At 61.9% G+C, this 17,342-nt stretch carries 15 protein-coding genes; 5 read left to right on the plus strand and 10 right to left on the minus strand.

The annotated features are described in order from the left end of the window. Window positions 1-7 precede the first annotated feature (7 nt). The 5 genes from G9Q84_RS23565 to G9Q84_RS23585 form a co-directional block, all read right to left on the minus strand. Entirely contained in the window at window positions 8-691 is a 684-nt protein-coding gene (locus G9Q84_RS23565) for a peroxiredoxin-like family protein (RefSeq protein WP_181644188.1), read from the minus strand. Beyond that, entirely contained in the window at window positions 688-2,046 is a 1,359-nt protein-coding gene (locus tag G9Q84_RS23570; RefSeq protein WP_179178841.1) for an LLM class flavin-dependent oxidoreductase, read from the minus strand. Before G9Q84_RS23570 ends, G9Q84_RS23565 begins: the two co-directional genes overlap by 4 nt. Before the next feature lie 11 nt (window positions 2,047-2,057). Then, a complete protein-coding gene (locus tag G9Q84_RS23575) occupies window positions 2,058-3,032 on the minus strand; it encodes an ABC transporter substrate-binding protein (RefSeq protein WP_032886599.1) in 975 nt (324 codons plus the stop codon). Between the two features lie 101 nt (window positions 3,033-3,133). Continuing rightward, window positions 3,134-4,717 carry a rhodanese homology domain-containing protein gene (locus tag G9Q84_RS23580; RefSeq protein WP_181644189.1) on the minus strand — a complete coding sequence of 528 codons (1,584 nt, stop codon included), beginning with the start codon at window positions 4,715-4,717 and terminating at the stop codon, window positions 3,134-3,136. Beyond that, window positions 4,714-5,325, minus strand: a complete 612-nt coding sequence (locus G9Q84_RS23585) for a cysteine dioxygenase family protein (protein ID WP_032886597.1) — start codon at window positions 5,323-5,325, stop codon at window positions 4,714-4,716. Before G9Q84_RS23585 ends, G9Q84_RS23580 begins: the two co-directional genes overlap by 4 nt. A gap of 213 nt (window positions 5,326-5,538) precedes the next feature. Here G9Q84_RS23585 and G9Q84_RS23590 point away from each other — a divergent pair, with 213 nt between their 5' ends. Both G9Q84_RS23590 and G9Q84_RS23595 read left to right on the plus strand, forming a co-directional pair. Further along, complete coding sequence (locus G9Q84_RS23590) at window positions 5,539-6,444, plus strand: LysR family transcriptional regulator (RefSeq protein ID WP_181644190.1); 906 nt, start codon at window positions 5,539-5,541, stop codon at window positions 6,442-6,444. Between the two features lie 107 nt (window positions 6,445-6,551). Further along, window positions 6,552-7,346 (plus strand): class II aldolase/adducin family protein, encoded by a 795-nt coding sequence (locus G9Q84_RS23595; protein WP_032886594.1) that lies wholly within the window; start codon window positions 6,552-6,554, stop codon window positions 7,344-7,346. A gap of 88 nt (window positions 7,347-7,434) precedes the next feature. On the opposite strand, the gene G9Q84_RS23600 is transcribed toward G9Q84_RS23595, so the two are convergent. From G9Q84_RS23600 to G9Q84_RS23610, 3 genes are all read right to left on the minus strand, one after another. After that, a complete protein-coding gene (locus tag G9Q84_RS23600; protein WP_032886593.1) occupies window positions 7,435-8,517 on the minus strand; it encodes an LLM class flavin-dependent oxidoreductase in 1,083 nt (360 codons plus the stop codon). A gap of 278 nt (window positions 8,518-8,795) precedes the next feature. Further along, on the minus strand, window positions 8,796-9,104 hold the full coding sequence (locus G9Q84_RS23605) for a hypothetical protein (RefSeq protein WP_181644191.1): 309 nt from the start codon (window positions 9,102-9,104) through the stop codon (window positions 8,796-8,798). A gap of 146 nt (window positions 9,105-9,250) precedes the next feature. Next, window positions 9,251-9,973 carry a pirin family protein gene (locus tag G9Q84_RS23610; RefSeq protein ID WP_181644192.1) on the minus strand — a complete coding sequence of 241 codons (723 nt, stop codon included), beginning with the start codon at window positions 9,971-9,973 and terminating at the stop codon, window positions 9,251-9,253. A gap of 181 nt (window positions 9,974-10,154) precedes the next feature. Here G9Q84_RS23610 and G9Q84_RS23615 point away from each other — a divergent pair, with 181 nt between their 5' ends. Continuing rightward, a complete protein-coding gene (locus G9Q84_RS23615; RefSeq protein WP_181644193.1) occupies window positions 10,155-11,105 on the plus strand; it encodes a GlxA family transcriptional regulator in 951 nt (316 codons plus the stop codon). Between the two features lie 150 nt (window positions 11,106-11,255). Continuing rightward, complete coding sequence (locus G9Q84_RS23620; protein WP_181644194.1) at window positions 11,256-12,725, plus strand: ATP-binding protein; 1,470 nt, start codon at window positions 11,256-11,258, stop codon at window positions 12,723-12,725. Here the strand turns inward: G9Q84_RS23620 and G9Q84_RS23625 are convergent. Continuing rightward, complete coding sequence (locus G9Q84_RS23625) at window positions 12,672-15,434, minus strand: ATP-binding protein (protein WP_181644195.1); 2,763 nt, start codon at window positions 15,432-15,434, stop codon at window positions 12,672-12,674. The two genes, G9Q84_RS23620 and G9Q84_RS23625, sit on opposite strands and share 54 nt — an antisense overlap. 58 nt (window positions 15,435-15,492) lie before the next feature. Beyond that, window positions 15,493-15,891, minus strand: a complete 399-nt coding sequence (locus G9Q84_RS23630) for a helix-turn-helix domain-containing protein (protein ID WP_095184531.1) — start codon at window positions 15,889-15,891, stop codon at window positions 15,493-15,495. A 204-nt stretch (window positions 15,892-16,095) separates the two neighbouring features. Here G9Q84_RS23630 and G9Q84_RS23635 point away from each other — a divergent pair, with 204 nt between their 5' ends. Continuing rightward, window positions 16,096-17,007, plus strand: coding sequence for a LysR family transcriptional regulator (locus tag G9Q84_RS23635; protein WP_032886585.1), 912 nt, complete (start codon window positions 16,096-16,098; stop codon window positions 17,005-17,007). The last annotated feature ends 335 nt before the right edge of the window (window positions 17,008-17,342 follow it).

Genomic DNA, 17,342 nt, shown 5'->3' on the forward strand with positions numbered 1-17,342 from the left:
TTTTGGCTTAGATGGCGAGGCGCACAGGCTGTTGGCCCAACAAGCGCTCCACCACCTGTACCACCGGCTCGGCTTCGGTACGTACCAGCCAATCCGGGCTAACGTCTACGAACGCGACCGTGCCGTCCTGGGCAATCACCACGACGGTCGGTTGGGGCAACTCCCAGGTCCCCGTACCGGTGGTTTCACCGATGTGATTGTCCTTGGCCAATGCCGCGTTACGCGAGGCTTCATCGAAGCTGTAGAGAATCCCCAAGCGCCGCCCGAGGTTGTTATCCGGGTCGCTGGCGACCAGCAGTTGCAGCGCGTGGTGGGTCTTGATTTCCACCAGGCGTTCCGGCACTTGCGGGCTGATCGCTACCAGCGGTACACCCAATTCGCGCAGGCGTGGGTACAGCTGGCGCTCGTAATAGGGCAGGGCGATGTTGCACGCCGGGCAGCCGGCAAAACGGAAGAAGATCAGCACCGCCGGGCCGTCTGCCAACAGCAGCTCGCGGTTGAGTTCGCCGCCTTCGACGTTGAGCAAGGTAAACGGGTCGAGCTCATCACCCACCTGCACGTAGTCGTCTACCCGCGCTTCATCCACCAGGCGCTGGCGCTGGTCGATATTGACTTGCAACGCCGCCGGGGCCCAGGTCGCTACACGCTCGGCGTGCAGCGCCGCCAACTGACGGTTAAGGGATTCGCTCATGCCAATGCCTCCTGCGGCGCTTGCACCTCGACGCTGTAACGGTTGACCGGTACGTCCAGGCCCAGGTTGTCGCGCAGGGTCTGCCCGGTGTATTCGGTGCGGAACAGGCCGCGCTGTTGCAGCACCGGCACCACCAGTTCGGTGAAGTACTGCAAGCCATCCGGCAGCACCGAGTTGACGATGAAGCCATCGCTGGCGCCGCGCTCGAACCAGGTCTGGATCGCATCAGCGACTTGCTCAGGGGTGCCGACAAAATCACGCTTGGGCCGCGAGAACCGCAGGGCCACTTCACGCAGCGTGAGGCCTTCGTCCTTGGCCAGTTGCTTGATGCGATCGGAGCCGCCTTTCTGGCTGTTGGAGCCCAAGTCGCCGAGTTCCGGGAAGGGTTCGTCCAGGGGGTATTTACTGAAATCGTGGTCGTTGAACGGGCGGCCGAGGGCGACGATGGCGTCTTCCACGGTGACCAGCTCCACGGCCTGCTGGTAGCGGCTTTCCACTTCGGCCTCGTCGCGCCCGACAATCGGGCGGATGCCCGGCAGGATCGACAGGCTGTCGGCATCGCGGCCAAAGCCTTTGGCACGGCGTTTGAGGTCCTGGGAGTAGGCCAGGCCTTCTTCGATGCTTTCCACATGCACAAAAATCGCATCGGAATGTTCGGCGGCAAAGTTACGCCCGTCTTCCGAGGTGCCGGCCTGGAAAATTGCGGGCTGGCCCTGGCGCGAACGCGCAATGTTCAGCGGGCCTTTGACCGAGAAAAACTCGCCCTTGTGGTTCAACGCGTGAAGCTTGTCCGGGGTGAAAAACTCGCCGCTTTGCTTGTTGTAGGCAAAGGCGTCGTCCTCCCAGGAATCCCACAGGCCCTTGACCACGTTCAGGTGTTCCTTGGCGATGCGGTAGCGCACGGCATGGGGCGGGTGCTCGGCCTTGCCGAAGTTATCGGCGGTGCCGCTGAGCCACGAGGTGACCACGTTCCATCCGGCGCGGCCGCCGCTGATATGGTCCAGAGACGCGAACTGACGTGCCACTTGGTAGGGCTCGGTGTAGCTGACGGTCACGGTGGCGACCAGGCCGATATGGGTGGTCAATGCCGCGAGGGCTGACAAGATCGTCAGCGGCTCGAAACGGTTGAGGTAATGGGGGCTGGATTTGGCGTGTATATGCAGGCTATCGGCGATGAACACAAAGTCGAATTTGGCAGCTTCGGCCAGTTCAGTCTGCTGCTTGTAGAAGCCGAAATTCGTACTGGCATTCGGTTGTGCCTGCGGGTGGCGCCATTCGCCCCAGCCGTGGCCGACACCGTGGACCATGGCACCCAGTTTTAAATGGCGTGGTTTTAGTTGACGTGGCTGGCTCATGTTCTGTTCCTTCAGCGCGAGACTTGGTTGTTGGGGGCACGCTTGGCGTTAAAGCTTTTGTCGAAGCCCTGTGACACGTCGATGTGTTTGGTCAGCAGGCCTTCTTTTTGGTAGGTGTCGGCGGTGGTTTGCAGGCCACTGATCACGCTGTCGTCGATCAATACCGGGCTCAGACGGGTTTCCTTGGCCACGGCCACATGCACGGCCAGTGGCAGGCCGGTGATTTTGGTCTGGGCGGCGGCGTATTCGTTGGGGTGCGTATTGGCCCAGGCGTAGGCGCGATCGACGCGGGCGACAAAGTCGTCCAGCTGCGTGCGCTTGTCGGCAATGGCCTGGCTGGTTGCCGCGAGGTACAGGTGGTTGCTCAACAGCGTGTTGCCACTGGCGATGATTCGCGCCTGGCTTTGGGAGGTCACCACGGTGGTGTAAGGGTCCCAGGTCGCCCAGGCATCGGCGGTGCCGTTATCCAGCACCAAGCGGGATTCGGCGGGCAGCAAGAAGATGAACTGCACATCCTGGCTGGTCAGGCCCGCGCTGGCCAACGCCTTGATCGCCAGGTAATGCCCGATGGAGCCACGCCCGGTGACGATTTTCTTACCCTTGAGGTCGGCGGCCGTCTTGATTGGCGAGTCCTTGGGTACCAGCAGCGCGGTGGTGTTGCGTCCTTCGGCGTGGATGATGCTGACCACTTTTAAGGACGCCCCGGCACCCAGCGCGAACACGTAAGGCGCATCGCCCAAGGCACCGACATCCACCGCGCCGGCATTCAGGGCTTCGCCCAAGGGCGAGGCGGAGGGGAACTCCGACCACTGGATGGCATAGGGCACGTCTTTGGTTTCGCCGGACACTTCCAGCAGCGTCTTGATCGTCGATTTCTGATTGGCCACCCGCAGTGGTTGCAGGTCGGCGGCGTGGGCGCTGGTGGCCAGGCCAAGGGCCAGGGCAGTACCCAGGAACAGGCGCTTGAAGGGGGTGGTAAAGACCATGGGATAGAGGCTCCAGGCAGATCAAAAAAGGTGTGGGTTACCTCCGCCTGGAAAGGGGTCGGTGAAGCCTGCCCCCATTCAGAGGCAGGTGTGTTGGATGATCAGATCACGTAGAACCCATGGGTCCCATCACGGGCCAACTGGGCAACCAAACCGAACTCCCAATCCAGATATGCCTGCATGGCTTCCTTGGGGTTGTCGGTGCCTTCGTACGGACGGCGGTAGCGGTCGATCCGTGGTGAGGCCAGGTGGGTTTCGCCTTCTTCCAGGGGCAATTTCGCGTTGATCCAGCCTGCCGTGCCGTCTTGCAGCAGGAACACTTGCTTGCCGGTGATGGCTTCGACTTCAGCCACCGCCAGGCGCGCCAGTTGGCTGCTGCCGCAGGTCAGCACGTAGCGCTCGGCGGTCGGCACTTTGGCGAGGGCCTGGGGCAGTTGCGCGCGCAGGGCCCACCAGGCGCCGGGGATGTGGCGTTTGACGTAGTTGGCGCTGGCGGTGAAGTCCAGCACCACGGTGTCGCCGTGGGCCAGCCAGTCGGCGAGGGTGTGCGGGCTGATCAGTTCGGCTTGGGGCGGCGTGGGCACCGGGGCGACCCAGATGCCTTTTTCGCTGAAGTGCGCCGCTTGCAGGTCGTCCAGCACGTGCACGTCCCAGCCCAGTTGGGCGAGCCAGGACGCGGACATGTTGGCGCGCACGCCGTCGTCATCCGCCAGCACCAGGCGTGCGCCGCGTACGCTGGCCACGTGATCGGTTTCCTGGACCAATTGGCCGCCGGGGGTGGAGCGAGCGCCGGGCAGGTGACCGGCTTCGAATTCTTCCGGGGTGCGCACATCGAACAGGTAGGTGGTGCGAGTGGTTTCCTGCTGCCAGGCGTGCAGATCGTCCAGGGTGGCACGGCCAACGCGGGCTTTGTCGGCGACGCGGCGTGCCTCGATGGCGGCGACCTGGCGATGTTCTTCCGAGGTTGGGGCAAAGCGTCGCGCCTGGCCGTGGGCGAGTGTTTGCCCGGCCAGGGTCCAGCCAATGGTGCCATTACGCAGTGCGGATACCGGGTTGGCCACGCCCGCATTGATCAGCGACTGGGTGCCAATGATGCTGCGGGTGCGCCCGGCGCAGTTGACGATAATGCGCGTGGCCGGATCCGGCGCCAGTTCACGGGCGCGCAGCACCAGTTCGGCACCGGGCACGCTGATGCTGGTGGGAATGCTCATGGTTTGGTATTCCTCGAAGCGGCGGGCGTCGAGCACCACCACGTCGGCGTGGCTGTCGAGCAGGGCCTGCACTTCTTCGGCGGCCAGGGACGGCGTGTGACGCTCGCTCTCTACCAGTTCGCCAAAGGCTTTGCTCGGCACGTTCACGTCAATAAACAGCTCGCCACCGGCGCTGCGCCAGCCATTGAGGCCCCCTTCGAGCAGGCTGACCTGGGTGTAGCCCAACGCAATCAGGCGCTCGGCGGCGCGGCTGGCCAGACCTTCGCCGTTGTCGTAGACGGTGACCTGGGTATCACGCCGTGGAATGCGCGAATACACCTCCAGCTCCAGCTTGGACAGCGGGATATTCGCCGCGAACAGCGGGTGGGATTCAGCAAACGGCGCTTCTTCGCGCACGTCGATCAGGGCGACTTCTGCATGGTCCAACAGGGCCTGGCGAATCTGGGCGAAATTGCGGGTCGGTACGGTGCTCATAGGGCAGGGCTCTTTTCTTTGGACAAATCCCAGATGTTCGGGAGGAAGGCGTTGGAATAACCGGAGATAAACAGTTTCTCGCTGCCGTCGGGCTGGTACACCGCACGGCGTACCGCACCGATATTGGCGCCGTACACGTGAATGCTGATGGACACTTGGTCGCTGTGGGCGTTGCTGACCTGATGAATGTCGCCGACCTTGGGCGATACGGCTTCGACCTGGCCCGGCACCAGCTTAATAGGCTTGCCTTCGGCGACCAGGCTGCCGTCGGGGGCGCGTTCAAACCCTTGGGAAAACTCCGCGCCGCGCAACATGCCGATCAGCCCCCACACCCGGTGGTCATGAATCGGCGTGGTCTGCCCCGGACCCCAGACAAAACTGACGACGCTGAAGCGCTGGCGCGAATCGGCGTGCAGCAAAAATTGCTGGTAGCGCTCGGGGTTGGGTTGGGCGAATTCGTCGGGGAGCCAGTCATCATGGCTGACCAGTTGCGCGAGCAGCTTGCCGCCACGGTGCAACAGGTCGCCTTCGCGCGGATTGCCGTCGATCAGTTCCGCCAGGGCGCCAATGAAGGCTCTGAGTCTCTCGGGGTGTCGGGCCTGGGTCATGGCAATTCCATCAGTCGGTGTTGATGGGTTTATCTAAGCATAATGTTTATAGTTAATATGCTATTTTTTAATGATTAGCTTATAGCTGAAGGTAATTTAGAACCGGCATGTATAGCGTTAGACGTTATCGATCACAGCGTGGGCTATTCAGATAACGTTCCTGCAACTATGCTTCGCGGACATCTTAATGACTGTTCTCTATGTGCGGCCCAAATGAAAATTGACGATATCGATGCCTTTGTCGAAGTGATTCGTTGCCAGTCCATCAGCCATGCCGCCGAGTCGTTGCAACTGACCCAGCCGGCCATTACTCGCCGCGTGCAGAACTTCGAGCAGGCGCTGGGGGTGGAGCTGTTTGACCGCAACACCAAGCCCCTCAAACCGACGTTGATCGGTACCCGCGTGTATGAACAATGCCGGTTGATCCTGCGCGAGATGGATGCCTTGCGTGAGCTGGTAGCCACCGACGCACCCCCCTCCGGCGTACTGCGCCTGGGCGTGCCGCAGACCATCGGCGATGTAGTGCTGCTGGACGCGCTGAAGCTGCTGCGCACTGAGTACCCTGAACTGCGCGCCCAGGTCGCGACCGGCTGGGGCAGCCAGTTGGTCGGCAAGATTGAACGGGGCGAACTGGACGCGGCGGCGGCATTGTTCCCGGCAGGCAAGATCTTCCCGGATAACATCGTTGGCGAGTCTATCGGCAAGATGGAGTTGGTGGTGGTGTGCGCCAAGGCGCAGTTGCCGAAAAAACCCTGCAAGCTGGCGGATGTGTACCAGAACGGGTGGATTCTTAACCCGGACGGCTGCGGGTTCCGTGCCGGGTTGCAACGCACTTTGTCCGATCAGGGCTTGGCGCTGCGGGTCAACCTGGAAACCTTCGGCACTGAATTGCAATTGGGTCTGGTCGCCGATGGCCTGGGCTTGGGCCTGGTGCCGCGTCCCTTGCTGGAGCGCAGCGCTCACCGCGAACAATTGGCGGTAGTGCCGCTCAAGGACTTCAAACCGGTGATGGACCTTTGGCTGATCTACCCGCATTTCCTCGGCAACCTGCAAGGGCCGGTGGATGCGTTTGGCAAATGGGTGGCGGCGTCGTTGCACAAGATTCGGGATGCGGCTTGATATGAAAAAAAATAATAATTAGCTTAGATTAAAATGTGCTTTTTATTATTTTTGAGCATCCCCTAGGCTTGCCTGGAAGTCCTTAAGGCCATCCAGGAAGTTTTGCCATGAGCAGCGTCACCTCGATTTCCAGCGTCTCCAACAACGTTCGTCAACGCGTCACGCCAGAAGAGTGGGAAGTGCGCGTGAAACTGGCCGCCGCCTACCGCCTGGCGGCCTTGTACAAGTGGACCGATCACATTTACACCCACTTCTCCGCCCGTGTACCGGGCCCGGAGGAGCATTTCCTGATCAATGCCTTCGGCCTGTTGTTCGATGAAATCAACGCCTCCAACCTGGTCAAGGTCGACCTCGACGGCACGATCGTCGACGACCCCACCGGTCTGGGTATCAACTACGCCGGCTACGTGATCCACAGCGCCATCCACGGCGCTCGCCATGACTTGCAAGCGGTGCTGCACACCCATACTCGCGATGGTATTGCGGTGTCCGCGCAGAAGGACGGCTTGTTGCCGATTTCCCAACACTCCATCGCCTTTTCCGGGCGAGTGGCCTACCACGGCTATGAAGGCATCGCCCTCGACCTGGACGAGCGTGAGCGGTTGGTGGCGGATCTGGGCGACAAGAGCGTGATGATCCTGCGCAACCACGGGCTGTTGACGGCGGGTATCAGCGTCGAACATGCCTTCCAGCAGCTGCAAGGGTTGGAGCGTGCGTGCAATATTCAGATCGCGGCGCAAGCGGCGGGGAATGCTGAGCTGGTCTTTCCGCCACAGGAGGTAGTGGCGAAGGTTGAAGAACAGGCCAAGGCGCATAGCAGCGGCGAGGGGCCGGGCGTGGCGCGGCATTGGAATGCGCTGATTCGGCAGTTGGAACGCAGCGATACCGACTACAAGAACTGATCCTGAGCTAAATGAAGATAGGCAGGTGGGAGAGGGCGAGTCGAATCAACGCACCGCCCCTCCCACATTGGTTTTGCCGTGTTCTGGCTTACGCGACCTGTTTGGCCTGCTCGCGTTCTGCAATCAGTTGGCGGGTGAGGGGGATCAACCGCTTGCCGTAGTCGATCGCATCATTGAGCGGATCAAACCCACGGATCAGGAAGGTGGTGATGCCGAGGTCGTAGTAATCCACCAGCGCTTCAGCCACTTGTTCGGCGGTGCCCACCAACGAGGTTGAGTTCCCTTGCGCGCCCAGCAACCCCGCAATCCCCGTCCACAAACGCTTGTCCAGCCGGGAACCCTGTGCCGCCGCTGCGAGTAGCCGACGCGAGCCTTCATTCGGCGGTTCACGCCGCACAAATCCATTCTTCTCAGCCAACTCAGTGGCCTGTTGCAAGATGCTGTCAGCGCGTGCCCACGCCAGCTCTTCGGTCTCGGCGAGGATCGGTCGCAGCGACAGGCTGAAGCGAATCGTGCGTCCATGCTTGGCTGCTTCGGCCCGGACCTGAGTCACGATCTCGCGCACTTGCTCGTAGGTTTCGCCCCACAGTGCGTACACGTCGGCATGTTTGCCCGCCACTTCAATCGCGGCCTGGGAAGACCCTCCGAAGTACAGTGGGATATGCGGTTGCTGCGGCGACTTCACGGTGGAGTGCGCGCCTTCGACCTGGTAGTAGGTGCCGGTGAAATCGAAGGGCTGTTCGCTGGTCCATTCCTGTCGCACCACACTCAGATATTCGTCGGTCCGTGCGTAGCGTTCGTCCTTGCCGATATGGCTGCCATCGGCGCGCAGTTCGCGGTCGTCGCCACCGGTGATGATATGCACGGCGGTGCGCCCGCCGTTGAACACATCCAACGTGGCGAACTGGCGCGCGGCGAGGGTGGGTTGTGCAAAACCGGGGCGGTGGGCGATCAGGAATTGCAGTTTGCGGGTGACGCTGGCGGCATGGGAGGCGATCAGCGTGCTGTCCGGGCTGTTGGAGTGGAAGGCCACCAGGGCGCGGTCGAAGCCGGCCTCTTCGTGGGCGCGGGCCACGGTTTCCACGTAGTCCGGTTGCAGGGTCGGGCCGCTGCGTGGATGAATTTCGGATGCATGGTGGCCGCCGATATAGCCGATGAATTCGATGCTCATGGTCTGTCCTTGTCGAGTAGGGAGTGTGTACCTCCGCCGGGCAGGGGGTCGGTCATGCTCGTCCAAGGTAGGGGCCCCGACGTCCGCTGTAAAATGCCGTTTGGTTCTAACCTAATTATTAAAAAATAGAATTATTTTGTGATTTTATATCAGTAAATAGCATTATCTGAGTTGGCAGCGCCGCAACCCCAAGTGTTTGCGAGTTGAGTGCACTTTCTAATAGACGAAAAAAAACCGGCTGATCAGGCCGGTTTGGGGGTGCCCTCGAACAGGGCGGGTTATGCGTGGTTTTCCATCAGACGGTCCGAGCCACCTTCAGCTACGCGGTTTTCCATCAGACGGTCCGAGCCACCTTCAGCTACGCGGTTTTCCATCAGACGATCCGAGCCACCTTCAGCTACACGGTTTTCCATCAGACGATCCGAGCCACCTTCAGCTACGCGGTTTTCCATCAGACGATCCGAACCGCTTTCAGCAACACGGTTTTCGATCAGGCGATCTGCACCGCCTTCAGCAACTACAGGGTGGGCAAATGCGTTTGCAGCGAGTACCGAGAAAGCGAGGCTAAGCAAGATTTGGCGTTTCATGATGGTGTGCTCCGAGTGTTTTAGTTTGGGTGTTGCCTGGTATGGGTTTGATGTTACGCGTTGCATTTTTTAAGAGAACTTCATTGCGCTGATGGTGACTATCGATGCCAGCGATGGACTGTTTGCAACGGCCATCGCCCGGCTGATCAAGGCATTTGCGGCAGTTCCTGAGGTCGCAGGTCGAACACCAGCACCTCGGCGTCCTGACCTTGACTCAAGTGGACGCGCTGCTCATCACGCACTCGGGCACCGTCACCTTCCTGCAAGCGCTGGCCGTTGATCTCCACGCTGCCCCGGGCCACATGGATGTACACGTGGCGATCCGGCGGCAGGTCAAGGGTTGTGGCTTCGTCACCGTTGAACAGCCCGGCGTACACCCTGGCGTCCTGGCGTACGCTCAGGGAACCGTCGGCGCCGTCCGGCGAGATGATCAACTGCAGACGCCCACGCTTTTGTGCCTCGCTGAAGTGCTCCTGTTGATAGCGCGGTTCGGCACCGGCCACGGCGGGCACGATCCAGATTTGCAGGAAATGCACCCCACGGTTTTGGCTGTGGTTGAACTCGCTGTGGGCCACGCCGCTGCCGGCGCTCATCAATTGCACATCGCCAGGGCGGATCACCGAGCCAGTGCCCAGAGTGTCCTTGTGCTCCAGGGCGCCTTCGAGCACATAAGAGAAAATCTCCATGTCACGGTGCGGGTGCTGGCCGAAGCCTTTGCCGGCGGCGACGCGATCATCGTTGATCACCAGCAGGTCGGAAAAACCCTGCTCGTTGGGGTTCCAGTAGTTGGCGAACGAGAAGGTGTGGAACGACTTCAACCAACCGTGATTGGCGGCGCCGCGTTCGGAAGCTTTGCGAAGGGTCAGCATGGTTGTGTCCTCAAGTGGGCGCTGGCTGCGAGATGCAGGGCGCTTGCGTTGAGAAGAAGGTTACTGGTTACTGAAATATTCATTAAGAAGCTGAAATCTGAATAACTGTCCCTCTCAGATTGACAGTGAAAGGCATGCCATAATGCCTCCCGCTTTCTTCCCCTCGATGGATGCCTTCTGTATGAAAACCGTGGCCATGGCGCTGTTCCCGGACTTCCTCTTGCTCGACATGGCCGGGCCGCTTGAAGTGTTTTCCATCGCCAACCGCTATCTGCCGGCGGCGGCGCATTATCAGATCCTTATTGTTGGCACCGAACCTGGCCCACTGCGCGCATCCAACGGCGTAATGGTGCAGACCGACCTGTTGCTGGAGCAGGCCGACGGTGCCTATGACCTCTTGCTGGTGCCCGGTGGCCCCGGTGCCTATAACGAATGCCATCCGGCGCTGCTGCCCTGGCTAAAAGCAGCGGCGCCACGGGCACGGCGCTTTGGCTCGATCTGCACGGGCGCCTTTGTGCTCGGGCACGCCGGGCTGTTGGACGAGCACCGCGTGACCACTCACTGGCATTACACCGAGCGGCTGATCAAGGCGTTCCCCAACGCCATCGTCGAGACCGACCGTATCTATCTGCAGGACGGGCGGTTGATTACCTCGGGCGGGGTCACGGCCGGTATCGACCTGGCGTTGTCCATCGTTGCCCAGGACCATGGCAAGCAGGTGGCGGTGGATGTGGCGAAGGTGCTGTTGGTGGTGATGAAACGCCAGGGCGGCCAGGCCCAATTCAGCCCGATGACCGCGGCCGTGGCGCCCCAGGAAACCGCGATTACCCGCGTGCAGAACCATGTTCTCGCGCACCTGGAGCAGCCGTTCACCATCGAGTCCATGGCCGAGTTGGCAGGCATGAGTGCGCGCCACTTTGCCCGGTTGTTTGCCAAGGATGTGCAGATGACGCCCATGGCCTTCCTGCAAGGCGCGCGCATCGACCGTGCTCGGCAATTGCTGGAAACCACCGATCTGCCACTCAAGACCGTGGCGTTCCACGCAGGCTTTGGCAGCGTGCGGCACATGCGCTTTTTATTCAGTGAAAAGCTCGGTCTCAACCCTACCCAATACCGACAGCAGTTCAGTTAACGACAGGATGTCCGTCTCGCACACCCGATTGTCCGTATCGCTCCCCGTGCCAGCATTGTCCTGTCATGGGTAGCTGGCAAGAATAGCGTCGAGCCCACGGAAAAGGATGCGCGAACGCCCAAGGCCGGGTGTTTCAGCGCGATTGCAGACATGAACGACCCTCAGGCGATTGACGCGGATAGCACGGTGCGCTTCGGTGCCTATGCCTTTCACCGGCAGCAGCGACTGGTCAGCAAGGCGGGTTGGCCGGTGCCGTTGGGCGGGCGGGCGCTGGATATCCTCGCGATGCTGCTGGAAGCGCCTGGGCAATTTTTCAGCAAGGCCACCCTGATCGAGCGGGTCTGGCCGAATAGCGTGGTGGAAGAGAACAACCTGCGGGTGCACATCGCCGCGCTGCGCCGTGCCCTCGACGGGCAACGGTTTATCCTCAATGACCCCCAGCGCGGCTACTGCTTCGCTGCGCCCGTGCAAGGCGTGGCCGCAGCGGTGCTGCCTCGGCACAACCTGGCCGCGCGGCTCAGCCCGGTGATTGGCCGTGATGAACTGCTGGGCGTGCTGGTGCGGCGTTTGTCCGGGCAGCGGCTGATGACCCTCACCGGATGCGCCGGCGTGGGCAAGAGCACCTTGGCCCTGGCCCTGGCCGAGCGCGTGTTGCCGCGCTACCGCGACGGTGTGTGGTGGGTCGACCTGGCCACCGTCGAGGCGCCGCTGATGATGCTGCGCCACCTGGCCACGGTCCTGCATCTCGAACCCAGCGGCAGCGCCACTGAACTGTGCCGTCAATTGGCTTCCCGACAATTATTGCTGGTACTTGATGGCGCTGATCTGCTGCTTGGCGCCTGTCGACATCTGCTGCGTGTGCTTAGCGAACACGCGCCCCGGATCAGTGTGCTCGTCAGTAGCCGTGAAGCCTTGCATGCCCCGGGCGAGTGGGTGTTGCGCGTGCCCCAGTTGGCGCTTCCAGCTCCGTCGGTGTTGGGCAGCGTTGAACAGGCGATGGGTAGTCCGGCGGTGCAGTTGTTTGTTGCACGAGTGCGTGCCAGCCAGCAAGGGTTTGTGTTGCGGCCCCAGGACTTGGCACCGCTGCGTGATATCTGCCGGCGCCTCGACGGTATTCCTCTGGCTCTCGAACTGGCCGCCGCCCAAGTTGACGCCCTTGGCGTCCGTGGTGTGCAGGCGCAAGTGTGCAGGGGCTTGCAGATCCTCACGCGGGGGCGCCGCACAGCGGTTGAGCGCCACCAATCCCTAAGCGCCGCACTGGATTGGACCTACCAGCGCCTGAGCTTGCCGGAACGCTGGCTGTTCCTGCAGATGAGCCTGTTCAAAATGGCGGTGACCTTGCCCACCTTGAGTGAGCTGGTGGTCGGCACGGAGCTGGAGCATGCCGACCTGTCTTACTTGTTGAGTCGGCTGGTCGACACCTCACTGCTGAACCTTGAGCCCGGCCCAGGTTATCCGCGCTATCGCCTGCTCAACAGTGTGCGCAGCTACGCCTTGGCACTTCTGCGCGACCCACAGCAGGTAGCACGCTTGCAACAGGGCTATGGGCATTACCTGGGGCCGTTTTCAGGCCGGCCGTTTGTCTTGCAACTCGTCGAGCAGGCGGCGCACGCGGATTAGATCTTGGGTGGCGAAGCCTTCGGTAAACCGCTCATAGACTGAACCCAGCAGGTCGCGCGCGGCCTGCACACGACCTTGCTTGTGCCACAGCCGCGCCAAGCTGTCTGCGCATCGTAACTCCCAGGCCAGCGCGCCTTGCTGGTGCGCCAGGCCCAGGGCTTCGAGCAACAGGCTTTCGGCTGATTGGGCATCGGGCATGGCCTCGGCGCGCACGCGCAGAATCTCCGGTGTGCACCAGCCGGCCGCACCGCTTCGGGCGCGTTCGAACAGGGCGTCATCCACTGCGATGGCGTTGAAGGTCACCAGGATGTCCTCGACCAGGCCCAGCCCTTGTACTTCGGCAATCTGCGCCGTGCCTTCGTAGCATTGCGCCCAGGTGTGGAACAACTGCACTGAATGTTTTTGCGCCTGCTGCAACAGCAGGTCCAACTGATCGCGGGCCGCAAGCGTATCGCCGTTGTACTGAGCGATCACCACCCCAGCCAGGGCCAGGGTGTAGCAGATCGACGTGCCGTGGTTGATCTGCAACGCCAGCGCCAGTGCCTGGCTTGCAGTGCGCCACGCGCGTTCAGGGAAACCGCGCAGCCACAGGATGCGCGCGAGGATGGTCAGCGAAGCCACGCTTTGGTCGTACTGCACGCCAAAGCCATGGGTAAACCGGTTGAGATGGCCGCTCTGGGCCATGCGCTGGATCACCTGTTCGGCATTGTGCTGCGCCAGCACCTGATTGCCGGCGAAGTGCTGCGCCAGCACTCGCAGGCGTTGGGCGCTGAGGGCCAGCAACGACTCGGCGTGTGGCCCCAACTGGTCGAAATGCAGGCTTTGCTTCAACGCCTCACGGTAGTTGCCGCTGCACAGGCTGACCGCCATTTGCCCCGACACTGCACGCAGTTGGCCGGGCAGGTTTTTGTCAGCTTCGGCCAGGCGTCGTGCACAGGCAAAGGCGTCTATGGTCTGCGGCGTACTGCCCTGGGCGTGATAGGAAAAACTGCCGAAGGCCAACTGCAATGCCATGTGCAAGCGCTGGCTCGGCGCACTCGATTGCCCCAGTCGCGCCAGGGCCTTGCTCACGTAGAGGCCGTGTTCGCGCAGCAGCGATAGCTCCTGCCACAACGGCATGGCGCTGACGGTGAGGCGAATGCCCAGCACGTGCACACCCTGGTCGCCCAGGCCCCAGTCGAGGGCGGCACGGATGTCTTCGCGCAGCGGGGCATAGCGGTCGATCCACGGCTGGGTAGCGATCTGCTCCCAATCTTCCTGCGCCTGGTCCATCAGCGCCAGGCAGCGGTTGGCGTGACGTTCACGGGTGGCATCAAGCTCGTCGGCGACACTGAGTTTTTCCAGGGCGTAGGTGCGGGTGATGTCCAGCAGGCGATAGACCATCTCGTCATCGCCGGGCTCCACATTGAGCAAGGATTTGGCGACCAGTTGAGTGATCGAGCCCAGCACCTCGGTCGGTGCGATCTGTTCTCCGGCAATCACCGCCGCCGCGCTGGCCAGGCTGAAACCACCCCGGAACACGGCGAGACGGCGCAGGCAGATTTGCTCGCACGTCGTGAGCAGGTCGAAGCTCCAATCCAGGGTCGCGCGCAAGGTTTGATGCCGGGGCAGGGCACTGCGCCGGCCTCGGGTGAGCAGGCGGAAATTGTCTTCCATCTGCACCAGCAACCCCGGCAGGCCGAAGCGCTCGATCTGCGCCGCCACCAATTCGATTGCCAGGGGAATACCGTCCAGGCGCTGGCAGATATCAATCGCCAGGGGCAGTTCGGCTTCGCTCAGTTCGAAGCTGTCCTGATGGGACATGGCGCGTTCGATCAGCAGTTGCAGGGCAGGATAGCCCAGGGCCTGGGCGCGGTTGCCGGTGGCGGGTGGGCAGGCCAGGGGTTCCAGGCGTTGCACCGATTCGCCTTCGGCGCGCAATGCTTCGCGGCTGGTGGCCAGGATGTGCAGTTTTGGGGCATGGCGCAGCAGGGTTTCGCTGATCAGCGCAATGTCGTCCAGCAAGTGCTCGCAGTTGTCGATCACCAGCAGCACCTGGCGCTCTTGCAGGCGGCGCGCGAAGGTGGCCAGCGGTTCGTGCTCGGTGTGGGTCAGGTCGAGCAGGGCGGCGAGGTTGGGCAGGATCATCGACGGCGCGCTGAGGGGCGCCAGGTCCAGCAGTCGGATACCGTCGCGGTAATGGCCGATCAGCAATTCCGCCACGCGCAACGCCACGGTGGTCTTGCCGATGCCGCCGGCGCCCGTCAGGGTGATAAAGCGTTGTTCGGGCAGGTGCTGCACCAGGCTGTCGATCAGCGCCTGGCGGCCGAGCATGCGGGTGCGGCGCAGCGGCAGGTTGTGGCAGGGGCGTTGGGGCGTGCCTTCTGTGGGTAGGCTCATAGGCTCGATGCTCAGTGGCGCAACAAAACTGTAGCCACGCTGGGCCACCGTAACGATATAGCGCTGCCCGGCCTGGCCATCGCCCAGCGCCTTGCGCAACGCCGCCATATGCACCCGCAGGTTGCCGTCCTCTACCACGCTTTTGGGCCAGACCCGAGCGATCAGCTCCTGCTTGCTCACCACATTACCGGCCTGCTCCAGCAGGATCAGCAGGATATCCACGGCCCGCCGGCCCAGGCGCAACGGACGACCAGCCTCCAGCACCAGGCGCTGGTGGGGATGGATACGGTACGGCCCGAAGTGCACGGCCTGATCGCGTTGGTCACTCATGGGTGGCCATGCTCTGGAGAAAGTAAGCGGCCAGCATATTCCAGGTGCTTGCAGACCACTAGGCAGCGATCTCTTGAGGCTTGTGACGCAGTTGGTGGTTTCGCCAGGTCATCGGATTGACACCCTCGCTGCGGGTGAACATATGGCAGAAATGTGCCTGGTCGCAGAACCCGCATTCCAGGCTGATCTGCGTCAGGCTCAAGGAAGACTGAGTGATCAATTCCTTGGCCCGCTGGATGCGTTGCAGGCGTATCCATTCCTGGGGCGACAGCCCGGTGGTGCACTTGAATGCACGGGAGAAATGGCTGCGCGACAGCGCGCAGGCCTGGGCCAGGTCGGCAATCGCCAGGCTTTCGCCGAGGTTAGCGAGGATCAATTGCTTGGCGATACGCTCGCGCCGGGGGCATAGGCCGCCGGTAGCGGATAAGCGAGGAGCGCAGTGCTCAGTTCGGGCCATGACGGATATCCGCAGTCGATGGGAGCGTTCCCGGTGAATGGATGCAGTGTAGATGGCGTCAATCTTGTTGCCGTACCGTCTGGCTGACGAGTTAATCGTTGTTAATTTCGTCAGGTGCAGTGACGGAAAAGACAGCACAGACATGCAATCAACCCCTTGTTTTGCGTGCTTAGCTGGCAGTCTGCTAACCGTTTGGATACCGCCATGAACCGCAATGACCTGCGTCGCGTCGACATGAACCTGCTGGTGATTTTCGAGGCGTTGATGTTCGAGAAGAACCTGACCCGGGTCGCCGAAAAACTCTTCATGGGCCAACCGGCGGTAAGTGCGGCCTTAGGCCGGCTGCGCGACCTGTTCGACGACCCGTTGCTGCTGCGCAACGGGCGGGGCATGGAGCCCACGCCGCGCGCCCTGGCGATACTCAAGGAGCTGCAACCGGCTATGGACACCATTTCCGGCGCGGTCAGCCGCGCCAAGGATTTCGACCCGTCCACCAGCTGTGCGGTGTTCCGTATCGGCCTGTCCGACGACGCCGAATTTGGCTTGTTTCCGCCGTTGCTCAGTCAGCTTCGCGAAGAAGCCCCCGGCATCATCGTGGTGGTACGCCGCGCCAATTACTTGCTGATGTCCGCGCTGCTGGCCAGTGGCGAGATTTCGGTGGGGGTGAGCTACACCACTGAACTGCCCGCGAATGCCAAGCGCAAGAAACTGCGAGATATCCCGTGCAAGGTATTGCGTGGGGATGACGGGGTGGCGCCGCTGACGCTGGATGATTATTGCGAACGGCCCCATGCGATGGTGTCGTTCTCCGGGGATTTGAGCGGCAACATCGATTTGGATTTGGCCCGCATCGGCCGCGCGCGGCGGGTGGTGCTGGCGGTGCCGCAATTCAGCGGGTTGCGGGCGTTGTTGGCGGGAACGCAGATCATTGCGACGGTGCCGGATTATGCGGCGTGTGCGTTGACCGAGGGCACCACGTTACGGGCAGAGGATCCGCCGTTTGCGATTGATGCGGCGGAGTTGTCGATGGTGTGGAGTGGGGTGCATGACAATGATCCGGCGGAGCGTTGGTTGAGGTTGAGGATTGCCGAGCATATGGCGGGGGGGGTTGGTTGATTGAGTGCATATCCGTTGCTGCGGTAACGGCCGCCTATGGTTCCGCTCTTACAGCGGGTCACTTTTGTAAAGGCCGGAATGCCGGCCCAGCCAAAAGTAACCAAAAGGCCTTCTCCCCACCACTCGGTGCCTCGCCTAGGCTCGGCATGCCCGTAATCCGACATTGATTTGGGGGGCCGCCGCCACGCGCCATCCATGGCGCAGGGCGGCTAAACCGGCATCCCTGCCGGTTTACCCCCCAAATCAATGTCGAATTCCGGCCATCGTGGTTGACGGGGCGATTTCAGATCAAAAGCAAGGCCGCGGCGGCCTTAGAGCCGACCGGGTTCTCAGCT

The organism is Pseudomonas sivasensis, assembly GCF_013778505.1.
GTDB lineage: Bacteria > Pseudomonadota > Gammaproteobacteria > Pseudomonadales > Pseudomonadaceae > Aquipseudomonas > Aquipseudomonas sivasensis.